The organism is Polymorphospora sp. A560, from assembly GCF_045781765.1.
GTDB classification, from domain to species: Bacteria; Actinomycetota; Actinomycetes; order Mycobacteriales; family Micromonosporaceae; genus Polymorphospora; species Polymorphospora lycopeni.
On record NZ_CP122282.1, the window covers coordinates 6,817,792 to 6,840,490 of the forward strand.

Annotated in this window: 20 protein-coding genes; 11 read left to right on the forward strand and 9 right to left on the reverse strand. The window is 70.9% G+C overall.

All coding sequences use genetic code 11. The features are described 5' to 3' along the window. Positions 1 to 63 precede the first annotated feature (63 nt). Positions 64 to 984, forward strand: a complete 921-nt coding sequence (locus QCD66_RS30725; protein ID WP_375735132.1) for a homocysteine S-methyltransferase family protein — start codon at positions 64 to 66, stop codon at positions 982 to 984. Here the strand turns inward: QCD66_RS30725 and add are convergent. After that, a complete protein-coding gene (gene add, locus QCD66_RS30730) occupies positions 971 to 2,023 on the reverse strand; it encodes an adenosine deaminase (protein WP_364208742.1) in 1,053 nt (350 codons plus the stop codon). The two genes, QCD66_RS30725 and add, sit on opposite strands and share 14 nt — an antisense overlap. A gap of 121 nt (positions 2,024 to 2,144) precedes the next feature. Here add and QCD66_RS30735 point away from each other — a divergent pair, with 121 nt between their 5' ends. The 3 genes from QCD66_RS30735 (at position 2,145) to QCD66_RS30745 (ending at position 4,380) form a co-directional block, all read left to right on the forward strand. Further along, a complete protein-coding gene (locus QCD66_RS30735) occupies positions 2,145 to 2,726 on the forward strand; it encodes a hypothetical protein (protein WP_364208745.1) in 582 nt (193 codons plus the stop codon). Next, positions 2,723 to 3,250, forward strand: coding sequence for a copper resistance CopC family protein (locus tag QCD66_RS30740; RefSeq protein ID WP_375735131.1), 528 nt, complete (start codon positions 2,723 to 2,725; stop codon positions 3,248 to 3,250). The genes QCD66_RS30735 and QCD66_RS30740 overlap by 4 nt, the downstream gene beginning before the upstream one ends. Positions 3,251 to 3,627: 377 nt before the next feature. After that, positions 3,628 to 4,380, forward strand: a complete 753-nt coding sequence (locus QCD66_RS30745; RefSeq protein ID WP_375735130.1) for a winged helix-turn-helix transcriptional regulator — start codon at positions 3,628 to 3,630, stop codon at positions 4,378 to 4,380. A 1-nt stretch (position 4,381) separates the two neighbouring features. On the opposite strand, the gene QCD66_RS30750 is transcribed toward QCD66_RS30745, so the two are convergent. From QCD66_RS30750 to QCD66_RS30780, 7 genes are all read right to left on the reverse strand, one after another. Next, the gene (locus QCD66_RS30750; RefSeq protein WP_375735129.1) at positions 4,382 to 5,494 is read right to left on the reverse strand and encodes an alpha-hydroxy acid oxidase; all 1,113 of its coding nucleotides are present in this window, start codon (positions 5,492 to 5,494) and stop codon (positions 4,382 to 4,384) included. Continuing rightward, positions 5,491 to 7,209, reverse strand: coding sequence for an alpha/beta hydrolase family protein (locus QCD66_RS30755; RefSeq protein WP_375735128.1), 1,719 nt, complete (start codon positions 7,207 to 7,209; stop codon positions 5,491 to 5,493). Before QCD66_RS30755 ends, QCD66_RS30750 begins: the two co-directional genes overlap by 4 nt. Positions 7,210 to 7,249: 40 nt before the next feature. Beyond that, entirely contained in the window at positions 7,250 to 7,621 is a 372-nt protein-coding gene (locus QCD66_RS30760; RefSeq protein WP_357533011.1) for a VOC family protein, read from the reverse strand. A gap of 60 nt (positions 7,622 to 7,681) precedes the next feature. Further along, on the reverse strand, positions 7,682 to 9,142 hold the full coding sequence (locus tag QCD66_RS30765) for an FAD-dependent oxidoreductase (RefSeq protein WP_364208757.1): 1,461 nt from the start codon (positions 9,140 to 9,142) through the stop codon (positions 7,682 to 7,684). Positions 9,143 to 9,236: 94 nt separating this feature from the next. Beyond that, positions 9,237 to 10,487, reverse strand: coding sequence for a nitric oxide synthase oxygenase (locus QCD66_RS30770; protein WP_364208760.1), 1,251 nt, complete (start codon positions 10,485 to 10,487; stop codon positions 9,237 to 9,239). Positions 10,488 to 10,524: 37 nt separating this feature from the next. Continuing rightward, positions 10,525 to 13,035, reverse strand: a complete 2,511-nt coding sequence (locus QCD66_RS30775) for an ATP-dependent Clp protease ATP-binding subunit (RefSeq protein WP_407566890.1) — start codon at positions 13,033 to 13,035, stop codon at positions 10,525 to 10,527. A 57-nt stretch (positions 13,036 to 13,092) separates the two neighbouring features. Beyond that, complete coding sequence (locus tag QCD66_RS30780) at positions 13,093 to 13,572, reverse strand: winged helix-turn-helix domain-containing protein (RefSeq protein WP_212826927.1); 480 nt, start codon at positions 13,570 to 13,572, stop codon at positions 13,093 to 13,095. A gap of 361 nt (positions 13,573 to 13,933) precedes the next feature. Here QCD66_RS30780 and QCD66_RS30785 point away from each other — a divergent pair, with 361 nt between their 5' ends. The 3 genes from QCD66_RS30785 to QCD66_RS30795 all read left to right on the forward strand — a co-directional run bounded on the left by QCD66_RS30785 (position 13,934) and on the right by QCD66_RS30795 (position 16,453). Further along, complete coding sequence (locus QCD66_RS30785; protein ID WP_375736677.1) at positions 13,934 to 14,836, forward strand: ABC transporter permease; 903 nt, start codon at positions 13,934 to 13,936, stop codon at positions 14,834 to 14,836. A 177-nt stretch (positions 14,837 to 15,013) separates the two neighbouring features. After that, on the forward strand, positions 15,014 to 15,640 hold the full coding sequence (locus QCD66_RS30790) for a DUF6073 family protein (protein ID WP_357533023.1): 627 nt from the start codon (positions 15,014 to 15,016) through the stop codon (positions 15,638 to 15,640). A 219-nt stretch (positions 15,641 to 15,859) separates the two neighbouring features. After that, positions 15,860 to 16,453, forward strand: a complete 594-nt coding sequence (locus QCD66_RS30795; protein ID WP_375736676.1) for a class I SAM-dependent methyltransferase — start codon at positions 15,860 to 15,862, stop codon at positions 16,451 to 16,453. A 30-nt stretch (positions 16,454 to 16,483) separates the two neighbouring features. Here QCD66_RS30795 and QCD66_RS30800 read toward each other — a convergent pair whose 3' ends face one another. Beyond that, entirely contained in the window at positions 16,484 to 17,779 is a 1,296-nt protein-coding gene (locus QCD66_RS30800) for an AarF/UbiB family protein (protein ID WP_364218394.1), read from the reverse strand. 159 nt (positions 17,780 to 17,938) lie between these two features. On the opposite strand from QCD66_RS30800, the gene QCD66_RS30805 reads away from it, so the two are divergent. The 4 genes from QCD66_RS30805 to QCD66_RS30820 are packed head-to-tail and all read left to right on the forward strand — an operon-like array spanning position 17,939 to position 22,606. Continuing rightward, positions 17,939 to 18,592, forward strand: coding sequence for an O-methyltransferase (locus QCD66_RS30805; protein ID WP_375736675.1), 654 nt, complete (start codon positions 17,939 to 17,941; stop codon positions 18,590 to 18,592). Next, positions 18,592 to 19,626: a 4-hydroxyphenylpyruvate dioxygenase gene (gene hppD, locus QCD66_RS30810; protein ID WP_364218390.1), complete on the forward strand. Its 1,035-nt coding sequence runs from the start codon at positions 18,592 to 18,594 to the stop codon at positions 19,624 to 19,626. The genes QCD66_RS30805 and hppD overlap by 1 nt, the downstream gene beginning before the upstream one ends. Further along, positions 19,623 to 21,068, forward strand: a complete 1,446-nt coding sequence (locus QCD66_RS30815) for a PLP-dependent aminotransferase family protein (RefSeq protein WP_375736674.1) — start codon at positions 19,623 to 19,625, stop codon at positions 21,066 to 21,068. Before hppD ends, QCD66_RS30815 begins: the two co-directional genes overlap by 4 nt. After that, positions 21,065 to 22,606, forward strand: coding sequence for a 4-hydroxyphenylacetate 3-hydroxylase N-terminal domain-containing protein (locus QCD66_RS30820; RefSeq protein WP_364218386.1), 1,542 nt, complete (start codon positions 21,065 to 21,067; stop codon positions 22,604 to 22,606). Before QCD66_RS30815 ends, QCD66_RS30820 begins: the two co-directional genes overlap by 4 nt. Positions 22,607 to 22,699: the final 93 nt, after the last annotated feature.

Below are 22,699 nucleotides of genomic sequence, written 5' to 3' on the forward strand. Positions count from 1 at the left end.
CCGTGGACTACGCGGAAACGGCGACGGAGCATCGATTCGAGCCGACTTCCCCGGGAGGTGCCGGTGCCCACGGCGCGACCGACGCTCCTCGACGGTGCGATGGCCACCGAACTCCAGCGGCACGGCCGGTCGATGCGCGATCCACTGTGGAGCAGCGAGGCGCTCGGCGACGCCGCCGGGCGGACCCTGGTCCGCGACGTGCACGAGCGCTACCTCGCCGCCGGCGCCGACGTGGTCACCGCCAACACGTTGCGGTGCAACCGCCGGACGCTGGACCGCGCCGGACTCGACGAACCAGCCGCCCGCCACCTGGTCGAAATCGCCGTCCGGCTGGCGGTCACGGCCCGCGACACGGTCCGGCCGGCGGCCCGGGTCGCCGGTTCGATCGGGCCGGCCGAGGACTGTTACCAGCCGCACCTGGTGCCGCCGGACGCGCAGATCCGGGCCGAGGCCCGCTGGCTCGCCGGGCTGCTCGTCGCCAACGGGGCGGACCTGCTGCTGGTCGAGACGGTCAACACCGCGCGCGAGGCGCTGGCGGCACTGACCGAGGCGCGGGCGTACGACGTGCCGGTCTGGGTCAGCCTGGTGTGCGCCCCCGGCGCCCGGCTGCTGTCCGGCGAGCCGCTGGCACCGGTGGCGGCCCGGCTGGTGCGGGCCGGGGCGGCGGCGGTGCTGGTCAACTGCACCGGGCCGGCCGACACCGGCACCGCGCTGACCGCCCTGGCGGCGGCGCTGGCCGGCACCGGTACGCCGTTCGGCGCGTACCCGAACGTGGAGGACCGGACGGGGATCGCGCCGAACACCGCGGTCGACCGGTACGTCGCACCGCACACCGGTCCCGCCGGCTTCGGCGCCCTGCTGGCCGACTGGTGCGACCACTTCGGACTGTCCGTCGTGGGCGGCTGCTGCGGCACCACCCCCGCACACGTGGCGGCGGCCGCGGCCGGGTTCGCCGGGGCGGGAGCGTGGTTCAGTGCGCGCTGACCCGGAACTCCGCCAGTTCGGCCCGCAGCCGCCGGCCCAGGTCGTGCCGGTCCGGCTCCGGCAGCAGCGCCGAGTCGGCCCCGGCCAGCGTCATCTCGGCCAGCTCGGCAACACTGAACCCGAAGTGCGCCACCGCGAGCCGGTGCTCGTCGGTCAGGTCGGTGTGGAACATCGACGGGTCGTCGGTGTTGACGGTCACCGGCACCCCGGCCTCCCACAGCCGCCGCAGCGGGTGCTCGCGCAGGTCGCGCACGGTGCCGGTGCACAGGTTGCTGGTCGGGCAGACCTCCAGCGGGATCCGGCGGTCGCGCAGCACGGCGAGCAGGTCCGGGTCCTCGGCGGCCCGGATGCCGTGCCCGATGCGGGCCGGCCCGAACTCCAGGCAGTCCCAGATCCCCTCCGGCCCGACCGCCTCGCCGGCGTGCGGCACGAACGCGACCCCGTTGGCGGTGGCGTACCGGATCGCCTCGGCGAACAGCGAGGCCGGCCGGCCGGGTTCGAAGCCGCCGAGCCCCAGGCCGACGACGGCACCGGTGCGGGCGCCGGCCACGCACATGGCCGCCACCTCGAAGCACTCGTCGAGCGGCTCGCCCCGGACGTGGTCGAGCACGAAGCGCATCCGTACGCCGGTGTCGGCGAGCACCCGGTCGGCCGCCCGGGACAGCGCGTCGAGCTGCTCGTCGTACGGGATGCCCCGGCCGCGGTAGCGGGGGCCGGGGCTGTACGTCGCCTCGAGGTAGCGGACGTTCTGACCGTGCGCGCGCAGCCCCAGCTCGTACGTGATCAAAGAGATGTCGTCCGGTTCGCGGATCGCCGCCGTGCACCTCTCGTAGAGGTCGAGGAAGTGCGCGAAGTCGCGGAACCGGAACAGTTCACGCACCTCCGCCTCGGTGTGCACGCCGAGGTCGAGGTGGTGCTTGCGGACCAGCCGCAGAAACGTCTCGGGGCGCATCGACCCCTCGACGTGAACGTGCAGCTCGACCTTCGGCATCGCCGCCACGACGGCCGAGAGGTCCGCATGACACAGAGAGGATGACATCGATCGATCGTAGGTTGACGGTGTCGTCAAGTACACCACCGGTCGAGCGCCCTCGACCGGCCGAGCTGTCCACCAGGACGGGGGCGACCGCCCTCGTCACCACCCCGGACGGAGTGCGTCAATGACCGCCACCCAGTCATCCGGCAGTCGGGCCAAGAGCCTGATCGCCACCCTCAACGGCCCGCTGCACCAGCGGGCCCTCGCCATCTACATGATCATCGTGGTCGCCCACTGGGCCGAGCACATCGTCCAGGCGGTGCAGATCTGGGGCCTCGGCTGGCCGACGCCGGAGGCGCGCGGCGTGCTCGGCATGCCGTTCCCCTGGCTGGTGCAGCAGGAGTGGCTGCACTACGGATACGCGCTGGTGATGCTGATCGGGCTGGCCATCCTGCTGCCGGGCTTCCACGGCCGGTCGCGGACCTGGTGGCGGATCTCGCTGATCATCCAGGTGTGGCACCACTTCGAGCACCTGCTGCTGCTCATCCAGTCGCTCACCGGCGCGCACCTGCTCGGCAGCGCCACCCCGGTCAGCATCGCCCAGCTGGTGGTGCCCCGGGTGGAGCTGCACCTCTTCTACAACGCGATCGTGTTCCTGCCGATGATCATCGCGATGTACCTGCACGTGCGCCCGACCAAGGTCGAGGCCGCGAAGATGACCTGCCGCTGCGCACCGGCCCGTACGGCGGCCGCACTGGCCCGATGACCGCGGCGACCCTGCGCCGCGCGGTCGCCATCGGGATCTTCGCCGTCTCGCTGCTCGGGCTGCTGCCGCTGGTGCTGGACGAACCCGTCGGGCTCGCGGCGGCGGCACCGGCCGACCAGTCGGTCGTCGAGACGGCACCGCAGACGGTCTCGCTCACCTTCGCCGGCGAGATCGACCGTGACTCGGCGCACGTCACGGTCCTGGACGCGGACGGCCGGGCGGTCATCGCCGGCCGTCCGGTCGTGGACCGCTACGAGATCCGCCAGCCCGTCTCGATCAGCGGCTCCGGTGGCTACTCGGCCACGTACCACGTCAGGTTCGCCAACGGCGCGGTCGCGACCGGCACGGTGTCGTTCGGGGTCGGCGACGGCGCACCGCCCCGCGTGGCGGGCGGGCACGCCGGCCACGGGGGGCAGATCGACCCGGTGACGCTCACCGTGCTGGCCGCCAACGTCGTCGCCCTCGTGGTGATCGGCTGGAAGCTCGCCCGGCGCCGGCCGGCCCGGACGGATCCACCCACCTGAGACCGATTACTATCCTCCGGACATACCAACCGCGCCGCCACGCTCACCTCACCACCCCCTCGGCACTGCCGGTAGCGAGCCGATCGCAGATCGTCTAGCACGGCAAACGGGATCATGTAACGACCACACCGGCACCCACCGAACGGGTACCCCGCACTACGTGATTTTGAAGGTAAGCTGGGAGGGCGGCCCCGCTGCGGTGCCGCCCGGCCCGGGTGGGGTCGGGTGGTGCTTCAGCCAGGTGGTGTTCTGGCCAAGTAGCGGTTGGACCAGGTGATGGTGGGGCCGGGTGGTGGTGGGGCCGCGGGCGCGCGGCCCCGGGTAGGCGCCGCCGCGGCCGGAACACGGCCCGCGGGACGGCCCGGTGAGGAGCGACGGTGAAGGAGCAGCGCGAACGGCGCACGTACGGGCAGCAGTGCGGTCTGGCGTACGCATTGGACATCGTCGGCGAGCGCTGGACCCTGCTCATCGTCCGGGAGATGCTGCTGCGCCCCCGCCGCTACCGCGAACTGCTCGACGCGCTGCCCGGCATCGGCACGAACCTGCTCGCCGAACGGCTCAACTTCCTCACCCAGGCCGGGGTGATCGAGCCGACCGACCCCGACCGGCGCACCGGCGGCTACGCGCTCACCGAACTCGGCGAGAAGCTGCGCGAACCCGTGCTCGCCATGGCCCGCTTCGGCCTCGCCGTCATGTCCGGGCAGTCCGAGCCCAGCCCGGCCACGGTCACCCGCGCCTCCTGGGCGGTGCTCGCGATCGAGGCGATGTGCCAGGCCGAACGGGCCACCGCCGACGAGACGTACGAGTTCGACGTCGCCGGCGAGGTCTTCCACGTCATCGCCGGCGACGGCAAGGTCACGACCAGGTCGGGGCCGGCGACGGACCCGGTGCTGCGGATCGGCACCGACACGCAGACGTTCTTCGACCTCGGCTCGGGGCTGATCGAGCCGGTCGAGGCGGTGCTCAGCGGATCGGTCACCATCGAGGGTCCGCCGGCCGCCGTGCCGCGCTGCCTCTACCTGCTGGGCCTGGGCTCGGAGCCCGCCGAGCGCAGCCTGCTGGGGCCGGCCCGCCGCACGCCCCGCCGGCCGGCGACCGGCGCCGACCCGGCACTGACCTCCGCGCGGTAGCTCAGCACCCGCCGCCGGCGACCGACGTACGCAGCCGGCGCGCGCTGTCCACGTCGGGGCAGCCGGCCAGCGCCATCGCCTCGTGCAGCTCCTCGCTGATCAGGTCGAACACCCGGGTCACGCCGGGCGCTCCCCCGGCCGCCAGTCCCCACAGCAACGGCCGGCCGACCAGCACCCCGGCCGCGCCGAGCGCCAGGGCCTTGAGCACGTCGACGCCGCCGCGGATGCCGCTGTCGACCAGCACCTCGCAGCGGCCGGCGATCGCGTCGACCACCGCCGGCAGCGCGGTCGCCGTCGCGACCGCCCCGTCGAGCTGCCGCCCGCCGTGGTTGGAGACCACCACGGCGTCGGCGCCGGCGTCGACCGCCAGCGCGGCGTCGTCCGGGTCGAGGATTCCCTTGAGCACCAGCGGCAGCCGGGTCACCGAGCGCACCCAGGCCACGTCCGCCCAGCTCAACGAGGGGTCGAACAGGACTTTGGTGTGGAGGGCCACCTCCGACCTGCCGGCCCGGCCGGCACCCGCGCCGCCGCCCGCGCCGCCGAGGTTGGCCGCCACCACCGTCGCCGGCCGGACCAGGCCGCCGCGCATGTCGCGCAGCCGGCGGCCGAGCAGCGGTACGTCGACGGTCAGCATCAGGGCCGCGCAGCCGGCCGCCTCGGCCCGGCCGATCAGTTCCCGGAACAGCCCGCGGTCGCGCAGCCAGTAGAGCTGCATGACGGTGGCGGCACCGGTCGCGGCGATGTCCTCGACCGTACGGCTGGCCATCATGCTCACGACGAACGGCACCCCGGCCGCGGCGGCCGCCGCCGCGGTGGCGACCTCCCCGTCCGGGTGCAGCCACGTCTGGTAGGCCATCGGCGCCACCGCCAGCGGGACCGGCACCGGCAGGCCGAGCAGCCGGGTCCGGGCCGTACGGCCGGCGACGTCGACCGCGACCCGGGGCAGCAGGCGTACCCGGTCGAACGCCAGCCCGTTCTCCCGCATGGTGTGCTCGCCACCGCTGCCGCCCTCGACGAAGTTCCACGCGTCGGCGGTGGTCGTCGCGCCGGCGGCGGCCCGCAGGTCGTCGAGGCAGACCGCGGCCTCGACCGGACCGGTCAGGGTGTCGCTCACCAGACCACCGGCGAGAGCGTCGCCAGCAGCCAACCCAGCGCGAGCGCCTGCACTGGGGCGGTGAGTCGCGGGTCCCGGCTGGCGACGTAGACCCCGGCGACGACCAGTTCGAGCAGGATCAGGAACGGCGCCAGCACCATCAGGTAGAGCCCGAGCATGCCGGGCAGCACCGCGTTGCCGACCCCGACCATCACGGCGCCCAGGATCAGTACGCGGGCGGCCAGTGACCAGCCGCTGGCGGCGAGCGGCGGGCCGGCCCGCAGCAGGTCGTCGACGACGTGGAAGAACGGCAGCATGATCAGCGCCATCAGCAGGGCGATCACGATCCGGGCCGGGGTCGGGACCAGCGTGTGTCCGGTCGGCCCGACCGGCAGCAGGACCAGCAGGAGGCCGCCCACGGCCAGCGCCACCGGCAGCAGCAGCCGGCGTACCCCGGCCGTCGGGGCTTCGGGGCGCGGCCCGGCCGGGGGCGCCACCGCTTCCGGTGCCGGCTCCGGCGGCGCGACCCGCTCCGGTGCCGCGCCGGGTGGTGCGACGGATGCCGTCGCGGCGTACGCCGGAACCGGCCCGGTCGGGGTCAGCCAGCGCCGCACCGGGTCGAGGCGCCGTACGGCCAGCAGCAGGACGCCGGCCACCCCGAGCAGCAGCGCCAGCGCACCACCGGCCTCCACGCCGATCAGCAGGCCGGCGTCGCCCCAGGCCAGGAACGGGATCGGGAGCACCACGGCGACCAGCACCAGCGGTAGGGCGCGCCAGCCGGCGCCCCGGCGGTCCGGCCGGCGCCCGGCGACGGTGCCGGCCAGCAACCCCAGCCCGAACAGCACGCCGACGGCGGCGGCCAGGTAGAACACGGCGAGCAGCCGGGTGTCGTCGTCGGTGGTACGTGGTGCCGCGCCCGGCCCCGCCGCCCGGTCCATCCAGTCGGCCATCAGGTCGGCGGTCTGCCCGGCGTACAGCATCGACAGGTGGTTGGAGTTGGCGATCTCGCGCAACCCGACCGCCGACCCGGCCGCGATGTCGCCGTACTCGCTGCCGAAGTCGATGTCGCCGCCGAAAACCTCCTCGGCGGTCCGTACCGCCTCGTCCCGGACCAGGACCGGATCACCCTGGGCGACCAGGAACAGCATGTTGCGGGCGGTGACGCCGCCCTCCACCGAGGCGACCGACCCGCCGAGCGCCATCGTGGCCACCGGCCGTGTGTCGTGGGTGGCGAAGTCGACCACGGCGGCGGCACCCATGCTGTGCCCGGCGACGGCGATCCGCCGCTCGTCCACGTACGACTGCCGGGCCGCCCATTCGAAGACCGCGGCGAGGTCGGCGCGGCGCCCCTCGAAGCCGTGGATCTCGTGCCGGTCGGTGTTGCCGCCGTGCCCGCGGAAGTCGAAGGTGACCACCACGAAGCCGGCGTCGGCCAGCCGGCGGGCGAGCCAGTTCATCATCGAACGGTCCGCGGAGTGGCCGTGCGCCAGGACGACGGCCGGCAGGCCGCCGGGCGGCGACGGCGGCAGGTCGACCGTGCTGCTGTTGCCCGGCACCGCACCCGGCACGTACATCGTGGCCGGGATGCGGCCGTCGATGACGACGTCGCGGTGCGGGACGCCGCCGAGGTTACGGGCGCCGAGCTGGACGGCCAGCACGGCCGTGACGACGGTCAGCAGGCCGACCAGGCCGAGCCCCACCAGCCGCCGGCGCCGCCGTACAGGTTTGTCCGTCATCTCCCCCACCTCGTTTCGCCCGCCCGTTGATCCGGCGGTGTTACAGGGTCATGCTCCACACGCCGATCGGTACGCCGGTGGGGTCGGCCAGCTCGGCGAACGCGCCCGACTCGGCATCCATCATGGACGGTTCGGAGCGGACCGTGCCGCCGAGCTTCACCGCCTGCTCGACGGTGCCGCGCAGGTCGTCGGTGTAGACGAACAGCACGGTGCTGGCGGTGCCGACGATCGCCCCGTCGGCTTGGGTGATCATTCCGATCTCCTTGCCGTCGTGCCAGATGGTGGCCCCGATGACCTCTCCCAGCGGCGCGAACGGCTGGTACGTCCAGGCGAACAGCTCGGCGTAGAACGCCTTCGCGGCCTCGGGGTCCGGGGTACGGATGTCGAACCATTCGACGCTGCCGGTCGGCACAGCACTCACCTTCCCAGTCGGGATCGGTGGGCCGGGTCCGCCGGACCCGGCCCGGGGAACCTACGCGTAACGGGCGTGGACGGCGTTGAGGTAGCGGGTGATCCGGTGGTCGGCGTGGTCGGGGTCGAAGACGATGCTGAGCAGCACCTCCGGCGACAGCCCGATCGGGTGCTCCACGGCGTCGTAGTAGCGCTGGGCCGCCTGCTGGTAGAACACGTCGAGCACCGTGGTGTCGGTGTGCGAGGGCAGCCGCAGGCCGGCCTCGATCGAGGCGGAGACGCCGTGGAAGGCGAACTCCTTGACCGCCTCCTCGACCGTCATCGACTCGATCGGCCGCCGCTCCGGCTTGAAGTGCGGCACCGCCTCGGCGAGGCTGCCCTCGCCGAGGATGTCGTCCACGACGAGCTTGGCCAGCACCGGCGAGCAGTGGAAGCCGTCCCGGTAGGTGCCGGTGGCGACCAGCAGCCCGTCGATCGACGTACGGCCGATCAGCGGGAAACCGTCGATCGCGACCGGGCGGTTGCCGACCAGCCAGCTCACCACGTCGGAGTAGAACAGCCGGTGGTCGAGCTGCTCGCGGGCCACCTGCACGAGGAACTCGCTCATGCCGATGTCGGGGGTGTGTGCCGGCTCGGAGAACAGCAGGTTGGTGGCGCCGAGGTATTCGACCCCGTCACCGAGCGGGATCGCGTGCAGGCCGCAGGAGCCGGAGCGGTTCGGCGTACGCACCACGTGCTGGAAGCCGACGCCGACCCGCCGCTGGGTCTGGACCGCGATGCCCTTGCCGGCGAACATCGCCGGGACGCTGCCCTCCTCGAAGACGCTGGTGAGCGGGCCGCTGAACGAACCGGCGGCGAGCAGGACGGTGCCGGCGCTCAGCGTGCTGCCGTCGGCCAGGCTCACCCCGCGTACGGTGCCGTTTTCCACCTCGAAGCCGGCGGCCTCGCCGTCGACGAACCGTACGCCGTGCCGGGTCGCGGCGGTCTCCAGCGCCGACAGGACGGCGCGGGCGTCGATCGCGCCCTCGCGCGGCAGGTGCAGGGCGCGCAGCGGCCGGGCCTCGGCCAGCGGGTCCAGGCCGGGGATGTCGGCGGGCGCGATCTCCTCGTGCGGTTCGTCGAACTTGGCCAGCGCCGCCAGGAGGGCCGCGAAGTTCTCGTCGTCCAGGTGGCCGGACTTGGCGTTGAGCAGCACGGTCGTGCCGTGGCTCAGCGACTTGTCGACGTCGGCGACGCCGGACTCCTGCTTGAGCTGCTCCAGCCAGGCGGGCCAGGCGTCCAGCGCGTCGCGGCAGAGCTGGAACTTGGCCTGGCTGGCCGGCGACATCAGGGTGTACTTGGTGATCTCGCCGAAGGTGTTGAGCATGGCGCCGGCGGCCATCGAGGCGGCGCCCGAGCGGTGCCGCGGTCCGAGCACGACGATGCTCGTCCCCGGGGAACGCCGGGCCAACTCGTAGGCGATGGAGGTGCCGATGACGCCGTTTCCGACCACGACTACGTCAATTGAATCCTGCTCAGGCATTTGTTCGCTCCCTGGCTGGCGGCGCGTGACGCTGCTGACTGTTGCCAATTTCCATGCAAGCTATACGCCGGTACGTACCGGCTGGAAAATTCTGTTAGATGTCTGATGCCATTAATTCGGCCGCCGAAGACGGCGGCGAGTCGCCGGTGGTGGCCGTACCGGAACTGAACGGACAGCCGGTGGCCGGGGTGGCCGCCGGGGCGAGGAAATTCGGCAGCAGTTCGGCGGTGTCGTAGTACCGGTGGAATACCGGGGTCTGCGAACTGGACATCGGTGGCACGATCCAACTCCAGTCCGCCGGGCATATCCGGCCGGCCCGTTCCTCACTGCGCAGATGCGTGATGAATCGGGCGGACTCCGTATGGTGGTCGGTGATGGTGACGTTGGCCTTACGGAACGAGTAGAGGACCGACCGGTTGAGTTCGACCAGGGCCCGGTCCCGCCACAGGGTGTGCTCGGCCGAGGTGTCCAGGTCGAGAAGTTTGGCGACCGCCGGCAGCATGTCGTAGCGGTCGATGTCGCCGAAGTTGCGCGCGCCGATCTCGGTGCCCATGTACCAGCCGTTGAACGGTGCCGCCTGGTAGGTGATGCCACCGATCCGCAGCGCCATGTTGCTGATCGCCGGTACGGCGTGCCAGCGCAGCCCCAGGCCGGCGATCGTGTCCAGTTCCGGGTGCTCGATGTCGACTTCCAGTACGGCGTCGGCCGGTAGCTCGGCGAGCATCGGCCGGCCACCGGCGGGTTCGACGATGAGCGGCAGGACGTCGAACCGGCCGGGCGGGCTTGGCGGCTGCCAGCCGAGCGAGCGGGCCAGCTCGGTCAGCTCGACGTTGCGCGGGTCGCCGCGGACCGACCCGTCCGGCTCGCGGTAGCCGGCGTAGCGGATGAGCTGGTCGTTGACGATCCGGGGCCCCGGCCGGCCGGGCCGGTCCGGCGGAAGCACGGTGATGACCGGACGGATCCGGCCCTTATTGGTGGCCGCCCGCAGGTGGTCGACGCAGGCGAGCATCACGTCCCGCCCGGTCGTGGCGGTGCGGAGGTCGCGTACCTGCAGGCTGCGCCAGTAGAGCCGGCCGATGCAGGCGTCGCTGTTGCGCCAGGCGACCCGGGCACCGAACCGCAGCTCGTCGGCGGTCTGCTCGTACGTTCCGGTCTCGGCGATCTGCCGGCGGACCTCGGCGACGCGTTCCGTCGGCGGGCCGAGGGCCGGCGTCTCGGCGTGGTACTGCCGGATGAAGGCTTCCGCCTCCTCGACGGCCGCCGGTGCGGGCAGTTCCGCCAGTGGCGCCGACCGGCTCGGCCGGCGCGACGGCGGCGGCGACCAGATGCGGCTGGGGACGGTCATGGTCACTCCTGATCGCTCGCGGAGGTCGGTGGCGTCCCTAGCCCGGCTCGCCCGGGGTGCTGGCGGCGGTGGGTACGGTCTCCACCGGCTGGTCGGTGCCGCGCATCACGAGTTGGGCGCCGTCGAGATCGTCGGGGTCGCCTTCGCAGTCGATGACGACGATCTGGCCCGGCTTCAACTCGTTGAACAGGATCCGCTCGGACAGGTTGTCCTCGATGTCACGCTGGATCGTCCGACGCAACGGACGCGCACCCAACACAGGGTCGAACCCCTTCTTCGCCAGATACCGCTTGGCGTCGTCGGTCAACTCCATACTCATGTCCTTGTTCCGCAACTGCGTCTCGATCCGACCGATCATGATGTCCACAATCGAAAGGATCTCCGTCTGCCGCAACTGATGGAACACGATCGTGTCATCGATCCGGTTCAGGAACTCCGGCCGGAAATGCTGCTTCAACTCATCGTTGACCTTCGTCTTCATCCGCTCGTAGTTCGACTCCGAGTCCTCAGAAGCCTGGAAACCAAGAGACACAGCCTTCGCCACATCCCGCGTACCCAGGTTCGTCGTCAGGATGATCACCGTGTTCTTGAAGTCCACGATCCGACCCTGACCATCAGTCAACCGACCGTCCTCCAGGATCTGCAACAACGTGTTGAACACATCCGGATGAGCCTTCTCGATCTCATCGAACAACACCACCGAGAACGGCCGACGACGGACCTTCTCCGTCAACTGCCCACCCTCGTCGTAGCCGACATATCCGGGAGGCGCACCCACCAGCCGCGACACCGTGTACCGGTCATGGAACTCACTCATGTCCAACTGGATGAGCGCGTCCTCACTACCGAACAGGAACTCCGCCAAAGCCTTCGACAGCTCCGTCTTACCAACCCCGGACGGGCCGGCGAAGATGAACGAACCCGACGGACGCTTCGGATCCTTCAACCCGGCACGGGTACGACGGATCGCCTTGGAGACCGCCCTGACCGCGTCCTCCTGACCGATGACCCGCTTGTGCAGCTCGGCCTCCATACGCAGCAGCCGCGAAGTCTCCTCCTCGGTCAGCTTGTACACCGGAATACCCGTCCAGTTCGCCAGGACCTCGGCGATCTGCTCGTCGTCGACCTCGGACACCACGTCCAGGTCCCCGGCCTTCCACTCCTTCTCCCGCTGCGCCTTCTGACCCAGCAGCTGCTTCTCCTTGTCCCGCAACTGCGCCGCCCGCTCGAAATCCTGCGCGTCGATCGCGGACTCCTTGTCCCGACGCACCTGCGCGATCCGCTCGTCGAAGTCCCGCAGGTCCGGCGGCGCCGTCATCCGACGGATCCGCATCCGCGCACCCGCCTCGTCGATCAGGTCGATCGCCTTGTCCGGCAGGAACCGGTCCGAGATGTACCGGTCCGCCAGCGTCGCCGCCGCGACCAACGCCGCGTCGGTGATCGTCACCCGGTGATGCGCCTCGTAACGATCCCGCAAACCCTTCAGGATCTCGATCGTGTGCGCCAGCGACGGCTCACCCACCTGGATCGGCTGGAACCGCCGCTCCAACGCCGCGTCCTTCTCCACATACTTGCGGTACTCGTCCAGCGTCGTCGCACCGATCGTCTGCAACTCACCACGGGCCAACATCGGCTTCAGGATCGACGCCGCGTCGATCGCACCCTCCGCGGCACCCGCACCGACCAGCGTGTGGATCTCGTCGATGAACAGGATGATGTCGCCGCGGGTACGGATCTCCTTGAGCACCTTCTTCAAGCGCTCCTCGAAATCACCCCGATACCGCGAACCGGCGACCAGAGCACCCAGATCAAGCGTGTAAAGCTGCTTGTCCTTCAGCGTCTCCGGCACCTCACCCTTGATGATCTTCTGGGACAAACCCTCGACCACCGCGGTCTTGCCCACCCCCGGTTCGCCCGTGAGCACCGGGTTGTTCTTCGTACGCCGGCAGAGGACCTGCATGACCCGCTCGATCTCGCGGTCCCGCTCGACGACCGGGTCGAGCTTGCCCTCACGGGCCGCCTGGGTCAGGTTACGACCGAACTGGTCCAACACCGGGCTGACCTGCACCCCGGTCTCCTGGGCGTGCGCACCGGGGGTGATCGCCTCTCGGCCCTCCCCGGAGAGCAGCTTGGTCACCTGGTCACGGACCCGGTTGAAGTCCCCGCCGAGCTTGACGAGCACCTGGGCGGCGACACCCTCGCCCTCACGGATCAGCCCGAGCAGGATGTGCTCCGTGCCGATGTGGTTGTGCCCGAGCTGCAACGCCTCACGCAGCGACAGCTCCAGGACCTTCTTCGCCCGCGGCGTGAACGGGATGTGTCCACTCGGCGACTGCTGCCCCTGCCCGATGATCTCCTCGATCTGGTGCCGGACACCCTCCAGGGAGATGCCGAGGCCCTGGAGGGCCTTCGCGGCCACCCCACCGCCCTCGTGGATGAGGCCGAGCAGGATGTGCTCCGTGCCGATGTAGTTGTGGTTGAGCATCCGGGCTTCTTCCTGAGCCAGGACGACAACCCGTCGCGCTCGGTCGGTGAACCGCTCGAACATCTCTGCTCCTCGACACGAATCCGCAGGGGCCGGTACGCCGTCAGTCGCGCCGGCGCGTCACTTGACGAGTTCCAGGAGGTAGCCCTGGCCCCACACGGTGCGGATGGCCAGGTTCAACGGGCCGATCCGGCGACGGACCCGCATGATGTGCAGATCCAGCGCGTTGCGCCGGCTCAGCGCGGGGCGTTCCGGAAGGCAGCGCAGCAGCTCGCCGCGCGACACGACCTCGCCGAAGTTGCGGGTCAGGCATTCCAGGATGTCGGCCTCGGTCGGCGAGATCGCGCAGGACCGGCCGCCGTAGCGCAGCACGCCGACGGGGTCGATCTGCGGGACGCTGTCCACCCATGCCTTCGCGCGCAGGGTGGCCATGCGGGCTTCCAGGTCCGTACGGCTGACCGGGGCGCGCACCCAGTCCTCCTTGGCGTCGCTGCACAGTGGTGGCCGGCAGCCGCCCTCCACGACCAGCAGCCTGGGTATGCCCAGGGCCTTGTACCGTTCCCGCCGGACTTCCTCCGCCGGCCAGCGAACGAGCTTCACATCCGTATCGTTGTGGATTCCGGTCACGGTTCACCTACCACTTGGCGGACTACCGATGGGAAGAGTCCGGGTGTCTGTCATTGACAAGGAATCGCCCGGCCATCGACAGGTTTACATCCGGACACGGACCCTGTCAATCACTTGACAAGCAGTCGAACGCCCTACCGGGGTTTGGTCAAGTCTACCCGGGGGCACCCCGGATCGCTTTGCTGCCAACGCTTCCCACGCCGAGGGCACGCGTACCGGCAACCGTACGACGAATCCGTCAACGAGCTGACGGATGCCGTCGTAACCGCCGGTTGACGGAACTTGAATGGGCAGCGACCGGGCGCGATCCGCGACGACCACAGGGAGCGACTCCGTGCAGCAATCGACGACACCGGCCGGCGTCCCGGGTGCGGCGACCCCGGCCCCGCCGACCCCGCCACCGCGCTCCGCCGCCGGCCCCCGAAGCGGCCCGCCACCCCCGCCGTACGCCGCGAACCGGCTGCGCTCGCTGGGCAACCGGGTCGACGAGGTCGTCGTACTCGCCCGGCGCAACCTGATCCAGATGCGCCGCCGGCCGGCGCTGCTGATCTTCTCCATCATCGAGCCGGTGCTGCTGGTCCTGATGTTCCGGTTCGTCTTCGGCGGTGCGGTCGACACCGGCGTCGACGGGAGCTACGCGGACTTCATGGTGCCCGGCATCCTGGTGCAGACGGCCACCCTCGGCGCGGTCACCATCGGCTCCAGCCTCGCCCGCGACCTGCACGGCGGCACCCTGGACCGGTTCCGGTCGATGCCGATCGCCCGGGCCTCGGTGCTGGCCGGGCACACCCTGGCCGGCCTGGTACGCAGCCTGGTGGTGCTGCTGGCCATGGTGCTCACCGGCCTGCTCGTCGGCTTCCGCCCGACCGGTGGGCCGCTGGACTGGCTGGGCGCCATCAGCCTGCTGCTCCTGGTCGCCTTCGCCATGGCCTGGGTCACCGCACTGGTCGCGCTGCTGGCCGGCGGGGTGGAGATGGTGGAGACCCTCGGCCTCAGCCTGCTGTTCCCGCTCACCCTGATCAGCAGCGCGTTCGTACCGGTGGCGAGCATGCCCGGGCCGATCCAGGCGTTCGCGGCCAACCAGCCGCTCACCGCGTTCATCGACGCCATCCGCGCGCTCCTGCTGGACCAGCCGGTCGGCACGAGCGCGGTCCGGGCTCTCGTCTGGACCGCCGTCATCTGCGCGGTGTTCGTGCCGCTGACGGCCGCCGCCTACCACCGCAGCACCCGCCGTTGATCCTCACTACATAATTCTCAACCACGATTTCAGACCACCGATCGGCGACGTTTCCGCACTTCAACGCTGGGATCTGGCGATCAACAGGGCGCCGGACATCGACGAACCTCTTGACCGGGAAGGCCGTCACTATATTCTTATGAAGCAGTTGCCGTACTCCTAGCAGAGGAGCCCAGCATGTCCCAGAACTACTTCCCGCCCGGTGGTACCGACTACCTGCACCTCTGGACCGACGCCGTGATCGAGATCGCCGGCGACACCGAGACGATCGAGGCCGACGGCTGGTTCGTCGTCAACCGCAGCTTCCCGCTGCGCGAGGACCCGAACAAGATCATCGTCCAGATCCTGCAGATGAACCTGCGGGGCCACAGCGAGCACCTCGGTGAGTTCCTCTTCACCATCAACCCGCAGCTCCCGACCATGGGCGAGGAAATGACCTTCGCCCCGGAGGAGTTCGCGACGCGGTTCAAGGGCTACTTCAACGTGTTCTTCGAGCTGCAGCTCCTGGAGCAGGGCAAGACCCTGATCAACAAGGACCCGATCAACATCTCGGGTCTGTTCGGCGCCCTGCCGCCGATCGGTGCCGTCGGCGAGATGGCCCCCGGCGACCGGGTCGGCATGTACGACAAGGCCAACCCGGACAGCGAGCCGATCATGTACATGCTGGCCACCCGCAAGATCGTCGGCCAGTACGTCAGCGGCGACTTCAACGCCCGCAACGAGGACTTCGTGGCCAGCCAGGAAGTCGCCGCGGAGTGGGCGCGTACCGCCAGCACCCTCACCAGCGCCCCGGCGAAGGCCTGACCTTCACCGTAAGCGTTGACACCTGCCGCCCAGGCGACCTGCGTCGCCTGGGCGGTACGGCCGTGCGGCACCGGCCCGGCCGTCGAGCCCAGGGAGGAACCGAGTGACCGGTCGCAAGCCCTGCACGATCCGGCGGTATCCGCGGTGGACCCACCGGCGGGGTCGGGCCGACCTCGCCGTACGCCCCACCGGGCGGCGGTTCGGCGAGGGGCGGCACTGATGGCCGACCCCGGATCGGTGGCGAACTTCAACCGGATCGCCGACCGCTACGACCGCCACCCCGGCCAGTTCGGCTGCCGGCGGGCCGACGACGACGTCCTCGACGCCCTCGACGGGGTGTCCCCGCGCACCGTGCTCGACATCGGCTGCGGGACCGGCCGCCTGCTGCACCGGGTCGCGCTACGGTGGCCGGCGGCCCACCTGACCGGTATCGACCCGGCGTCGGAGATGATCCGGGTCGCCCGGACCAAACTGCCCGAAGCGACCCTGCTCACCGGCACCGCCGAACACCTGCCGGTCGCCGACGGCACGGTCGACCTGGTGCTGAGCACGACGTCGTTCGGGCACTGGTCGGACCAGCCCGCCGGGCTGCGCGAGGTGGCCCGGGCGCTGGCCCCGCAGGGCCGGTTCGTGCTCGCCGAACACACCCCGCCGCCGGCCTGGTCCCGGCGTCTGCTGCGGGTGTTCGGCGAACTGCCGGCACACCACGACCAGGCGACGACACGGCGGCTGGTGGAGGCGGCCGGGCTGCGGGTGGTCCGCGCCGGCCGGGTCCGTGGCGGGCTGCTGCTGGTGGTCGCCGTACCGGCCTGACACGGGTGCCCCGGCCGCTTGACGAGCTTGTCAGGCGGCCTTCTCCTTCGGTACGGCGGTCAGCAGCGCCCGGATCAGCACCGGCTTGGCCTCGGCCTGGAAGTCGACGTCCGCGTCGAACTCGTTGATCATGCCCTCGAGGACCAGCAGCGAAAGCAGCGGGAAGACGAACTCGGGCGCGGCGAAGAGGCCGCAGCGGCGCTGGAGGTCGAACAGGGTGGCCGCGAACGGGGCGAGCTGGAACTCCCCCGCCGGCTTCGCGTGCGCGCCCTCGACCAGTTCGATGATGCCGGCCCGGAAGCGTTCCAGATCGGCCGTACCGGCCTCGTTGCGCGCGCTGCGCTCCACGATGGACGCGCACTGCCGCCCGTTGCCGCGCGACATGTTGAAGAAGAACTCGGCGAACAGCTTGCGTACCCGCGGCGTGAGGTGCACGACGAAGCCCGCGTCGAGCAGCACGACCTCGCCCTCCTCATCGAGGTAGAGGTTGCCCGGGTGCAGGTCGCAGTGGACCACCCCGTCGATGAACAGCATCCGGTAGACGCACTGGAGCACCCGGCGTACGGCGAGTTCGGCGACCTCGGGGGCGAGATCGTCGCGCCGGAAGCGGCGCAGCCCCGGCACGAACTCCATCACCAGGACCCCCTCCCGGCTGGCGTCCGGCACCGGCGCCGGGACCCGCAGGTAGCTCAGGTCGCCCAGGTTGGCCCGCAGCAGGTCGAGCGCCTCGGACTCGGCGTCGAAGTCGAGTTGGCCGAGCACCGCGTCGCGGATCTGCTGCACCATCGTGACGGCCGGCAGCCGGGCGAAGCCCGGAATCCGCTGGATCACGCCGGCACCCGTCGCCATCAGCCCGAAGTCGGCGGTCATCCGCCAGTCCAGCCCGGGCCGGCGCACCTTCACCGCCACGTCAGTGCCGTCGAGCAGCCGGGCCCGGTAGACACAGGCGATGCTGCCGCTGGCCAACGGCTCCCAGTCGAACTCCGCGAACGGCCAGTCCCCGCCGGCGTACGCCTTCTCCACCGTCTCCCGCACCTGCCGGTCCGACATCGCCGGCACCCGGTCCTGGAGCTTGCTCAGCGACTCGCACAGTGCGGGATCCAGGAGGTCCTGCCGGGTGCTGAGCAACTGGGCGCCCTTGATGTAGCTGGCCCCCATCGCGGTGAGCAGGCCACGCAGCCGGGTCCACAACGCCTCGCGGACCGCCTTCCGGCCGCGGGGCGCGACCCGGACCACCGCCGGGACCGACGCCACCGCGTGACCGGTGACGATGCCGGCGAGTTGCACCGTCCGGAGTCCCAACTGATGCCAGCGCGGCTCGGCCATACGCACCCCCTAGGTACGCGCCATACTGCTTGACCGACAGATTAGGGTCAATAGCGCCCAACCAGCGTGCAACTGTGCCCACAAATAGCGCACGGACTTGTTGCCACCGCTTGAAAGATGTGTTGTCCGACGTCCGCGACCGGCACTAACTTCGGTCGCGTGAAGGTGATTACCATACCGGGCGTCGAGGAATATGCCGCCGCCCATACCACGGCAGATCCGGACCACCTGCTCGACCTGGCCGCCGAAACGCGGGCCCGCTGCGAGCGGCCGCACATGATGATCGGCCCGGTCGAGGCGCGCTTCCTCCAGTTCTTTCTGCTCACGCTGCAACCGAAGCGTGTTCTGGAGGTCGGCACGTTCACCGGCTACTCCTCGCTGTCGATGATCGAGGTACTGCCGCCGGACGCCGAGATCACCACCTGCGAGATCAGTCAGGAACACGCTGACATCGCGCGTAAGCACATTGCCGCCGCCGGTTACGGGGATCGCATTTCCGTACGCGTCGGACCGGCACTGGAAACTGTTTCCACGCTTACCGGCCCGTACGACTTCGTGCTTCTCGACGCCGATCAGCGGCACTTCCCGGAATACCTGGATCTGGTGCTCCCGCTGCTGTCCGAGGACGGCGTCGTGGTCGCCGACAACGTGCTCTGGAGCGGCGCGGTACTCGACCCGGAGGACAGCGAGCCGGCCACCGAGGGCATCCGCCGGTTCAACGACACCGTCGTCGCCCGGCCCGACCTCGTCTGCGTGCTGGCCAGTGTGCGCGACGGCATGATGTTCATCCGACGCAAGAAGGCGACCCGCTGATGGACCCCGCCGGCATCGACCACGTCGAACTGTGCACCGACCAGCCCGACCGGCTGGTGGCGTACTTCCGCGACGGCATGGGCTGCACCGCCCGGCCGGTGGGCGACCCTGCCGGCGGAGGCCGCGTCCTGCTCGCCCAGGGCGACATCCGGCTGCTGATCACCCCCGGCTCCGCAGACGACAGCGCCGCCCGGTACATCGAACGGCACGGCGACGGCGTACGCGACATCGCGTTCGGTGTCGCCGACGCCGCCGAGGCGTACGCGACGGCGCTGCGCCGCGGCGGCCAGTCGGTCGCCGCGCCCGCGGTCCGGACGCTGCCGGACGGCACTCCCGGCCTGGTCGCCGTCGTGGCCGGCCCGGGCGACCTGGTGCACTCGCTGGTCCAGCGGCTCGAGCCCGCGCCGCCCGCGTCCCGCGACGGAGCGCTGCTCACCCTCATCGACCACGTCGCCATGTGCGTCCCGGCCGGGGAGCTGGCACCGACCGTCGAGTTCTACAGCCGGGTCTTCGGGCTCCAGACGATCTTCGAGGAGAAGATCGAGGTCGGCGACCAGGCGATGAACTCGATCGTGGTGCAGAACCGGCACACCGACATCACGCTGACCCTGATCGAACCGGACACCAGCCGCGCCCCCGGCCAGATCGACGCGTTCGTCGCCGACCACGGCGGCCCCGGCGTGCAGCACCTCGCGTTCCTCACCGAGGACATCACCGTCGCCGTGCCGACGCTGCGGGACCGGTCGATCACCTTCCTGACCGCGCCGGACAGCTACTACCCGATGCTGGCGGAGCGGCTGCCCCACCTGGAAGACCTCATCTCGCCGCTGCGCGAGCTGGACGTGCTGCTCGACAACGACCACTGGGGACACCTGTTGCAGATCTTCACCCAGTCGCGGCACCCCCGGGGCACGCTGTTCTACGAGATCATCGAGCGCCGCCAGGCCCGTACGTTCGGCAGCGGCAACATCCGCGCCCTGTACGCCGCCGTCGAACACGACCGGCTCACCGCCGGGGCACCCGACCGCAAATGACCGCCACGCGGGTCGCCACGGCGGCGGACGGACGGCTCGAACTGCGCGCCGCCGACCTGTGCGCCGCGCTCTCCGACCCGGTCATCGAATCGGCCACCTTCCTCAACGAGATCGCCTCCCGGCACCCGGCCGCGATCTCGCTGGCCGCCGGGCGGCCGTACGACGGGTTCTTCGACCCCGGCGAGATCACCGGTCTCGTCGACGAGTACGTCCGCCACCTGCGGGCCGAAGGGCTGGACGACGCGGCGGTGACCCGGCACCTGTTTCAGTACGGCCGCACCGCCGGGCACATCCACGAACTGGTGGCGCGTACGGTCGCCAACGACACCGGGCTGGTCGTCGACCCGGAGTCGGTGGTCGTGGTCACCGGGGCGCAGGAGGGCATGTTCATCACCGCCCGGGCGCTGTGCGCCGGCCCCGACGACGTGCTGCTGGTGCCGACCCCGTGCTACATCGGGATGCTCGGCGCGGCCAGCCTGCTCGACGTCACCGTGGTCGGCGTACCGGAGGGGCCCGGCGGGCTGCGTCCCGCCGACGTGGCGGCGACGGCCGCCCGGGTCCGGGCCGCCGGCCGCACCCCGCGCGCCCTGTACGTCGTGCCGAACTTCGCCAACCCCTCCGGGCACACGATGTCCACACCGGACCGGGAGGCCCTGCTGGCCGTGGCCCGCGAGCAGCGGCTGCTCCTCGTCGAGGACGACCCGTACGGCTTCCTCGCCGCGCCGGAGGACCGCCTGCCGGCGCTGAAGGCGCTGGACACCACCGGTCACGTCGTGCACATCGGCACCTTCGCCAAGACCTGCTTCCCCGGTGCCCGGGTCGGCTACGTCATCGCCGACCAGACGGTACGCACCAGCGACGGCCGGCAGACCCTGCTGGCCGACCAGCTCGGCCTGATCCGCAGCATGATCACGGTCAACACGTCGGCGATCGCCCAGGCGGTCATCGGCGGGATGCTGGTCCGGTCCGGCTGCCGGCTGGACGCCCTCAACGAGGACCGGACCCGGTTCTACCGCGACAACATGCGTCACCTGCTGCACCGGCTGGCCGCCGAGTTCCCGCCGGACCGCCGCGCCGAGCACGGGGTGTCGTGGCACTCGCCGGCCGGCGGCTTCTTCGTCGTGCTCGACCTGCCCTTTCCCGCCGACGAGGAGCTACTGGCCCGGTCCGCCGCCGACTACCAGGTGCTGTGGACGCCGATGAGCTACTTCTACGCCGGTGGCGGCGGCACCCACCAGCTCCGGCTGGCGTGCAGCGCGCTGCCGCCCGACCAGATCACCGAGGGCGTACGCCGGCTGGCCCACCTGGTCCGGGACCGCAACGCGGCCGCCGGCCCCGACCACACCGCCGCGTCAGCGGCCGACCCCGACCATACCGCCGCGCCCGCGGCCGCAAACCAGACCGCCGCCACGCAGGCGGCCGACGCAGGAGGTGCGCCGTGACGCTACCCGGCACTGACGAGCGGCCGTTCACCGGCGCGGAGTACCTGGAGAGCCTGCGGGACGGCCGGGAGGTGTGGATCTACGGCGAGCGGGTGAAGGACGTCACCAGCCATCCGGCGTTCCGCAACAACGCCCGGATGGTCGCCCGGCTCTACGACGCGCTGCACGGCGAGGCCGAGCGTGACGTGCTGACCATGCCGACCGACACCGGGTCCGGCGGGTTCACGCACCGCTTCTTCCGCGCGCCGCGCGACACCGACGAGCTGCGCCGCTCCCGGGACGCGATCGCCGCCTGGCAGCGGCACTGCTACGGCTGGCTCGGCCGCTCCCCGGACTACAAGGCGTCGTTCCTGGCCACGCTGGGCGCCAACGCCGACTTCTACGCGCCGTACGCCGACAACGCCCGGACCTGGTACCGGCGGGCCCAGCAGCGGGTGCTGCACGTCAACCACGCCCTGGTGCATCCGCCGGTGGACCGGCACCGCCGGCCCGACGAGGTCGCCGACGTCTACGTGCACGTCGAGCGGGAGACCGACGCCGGCCTCATCGTCAGCGGCGCGAAGGTGGTCGCCACCGGGTCGGCGCTGACCCACTACAACTTCATCGCCCACCACGGCCTGCCGATCAAGGAGAAGCCGTTCGCGGTGGTGTTCCTCGCCCCGATGGACACCCCCGGGGTCAAGCTGCTCTGCCGTGCCTCGTACGAGATGACCGCGGCCCGCACCGGCAGCCCGTTCGACTATCCGCTGGCCAGCCGGATGGACGAGAACGACGCGGTGATCGTCTTCGACTCCGCGCTGATCCCGTGGGAGAACGTGCTGGTCTACGGCGACGCCGAGAAGGCCAACACGTTCTTCCACAACTCCGGCTTCCTGCCCCGGTTCACCCTGCACGGGGTGACCCGGCTGGCGGTCAAGCTGGACTTCATCTGCGGCCTGCTGATCAAGGCGGTCGAGATCAACGGCACCTCGGACTTCCGCAGCGTGCAGGCCAACATCGGCGAGGTGATGGTCTGGCGGCACCTGATGTGGGCGCTGTCGGACGCGATGATCGAACGGTCCCGGCCGTGGGAGGGCGGCTTCGTCCAGCCCAACGAGGAGTACGCGCTGACGTACCGGGTACTCGCCCCGATCGCGTACGGCAAGGTCCGCGAACTGGTCCAGCACACCGCCGGCAGCGGGCTGATCTACCTGAACTCCAACGTGGCCGACTTCCACTCCGAGGAGATCCGCCCGTACCTGGACCGCTACCTGCGCGGCTCGCACGGGCACACGGCGGTCGACCGGGTCAAGGTGATGAAGCTGCTGTGGGACTCCGTCGGCAGCGAGTTCGCCGGCCGGCACGAACTCTACGAGCGCAGCCACGCCGGCAACGCCGAGGAGACCCGGGTCCAGACGCTGAAGAAGGGCACCGCGGCCGGGCTCGCCGGCCACATGCTCGACCTGGTCGACAGCTGCCTGTCGGAGTACGACCTCAACGGCTGGACCGCGCCCGACCTGGTGAACCCGGCCGGGCCGGTCACCGCCGACGGCGCCTGAGCCGCCCCCGGCCCGCCAGGGCGCCCGTGATCATCAGCTGCCCAGCAGCACGACACCCCGTACGGACAACGGCGGAACAACTAACGATCACCA

Bases quoted from the DNA above. Each gene is read 5' to 3' on its own strand.
- add (WP_364208742.1), bottom strand. From the start codon at position 2,023: ATGTCATCCTCTCTGTGTCATGCGGACCTCTCGGCCGTCGTGGCGGCG.
- QCD66_RS30735 (WP_364208745.1), top strand. From the start codon at position 2,145: ATGACCGCCACCCAGTCATCCGGCAGTCGGGCCAAGAGCCTGATCGCC.
- QCD66_RS30740 (WP_375735131.1), top strand. From the start codon at position 2,723: ATGACCGCGGCGACCCTGCGCCGCGCGGTCGCCATCGGGATCTTCGCC.
- QCD66_RS30755 (WP_375735128.1), bottom strand. From the start codon at position 7,209: ATGACGGACAAACCTGTACGGCGGCGCCGGCGGCTGGTGGGGCTCGGC.
- QCD66_RS30765 (WP_364208757.1), bottom strand. From the start codon at position 9,142: ATGCCTGAGCAGGATTCAATTGACGTAGTCGTGGTCGGAAACGGCGTC.
- QCD66_RS30770 (WP_364208760.1), bottom strand. From the start codon at position 10,487: ATGACCGTCCCCAGCCGCATCTGGTCGCCGCCGCCGTCGCGCCGGCCG.
- QCD66_RS30775 (WP_407566890.1), bottom strand. From the start codon at position 13,035: ATGTTCGAGCGGTTCACCGACCGAGCGCGACGGGTTGTCGTCCTGGCT.
- QCD66_RS30790 (WP_357533023.1), top strand. From the start codon at position 15,014: ATGTCCCAGAACTACTTCCCGCCCGGTGGTACCGACTACCTGCACCTC.
- QCD66_RS30795 (WP_375736676.1), top strand. From the start codon at position 15,860: ATGGCCGACCCCGGATCGGTGGCGAACTTCAACCGGATCGCCGACCGC.
- QCD66_RS30800 (WP_364218394.1), bottom strand. From the start codon at position 17,779: ATGGCCGAGCCGCGCTGGCATCAGTTGGGACTCCGGACGGTGCAACTC.
- hppD (WP_364218390.1), top strand. From the start codon at position 18,592: ATGGACCCCGCCGGCATCGACCACGTCGAACTGTGCACCGACCAGCCC.
- QCD66_RS30815 (WP_375736674.1), top strand. From the start codon at position 19,623: ATGACCGCCACGCGGGTCGCCACGGCGGCGGACGGACGGCTCGAACTG.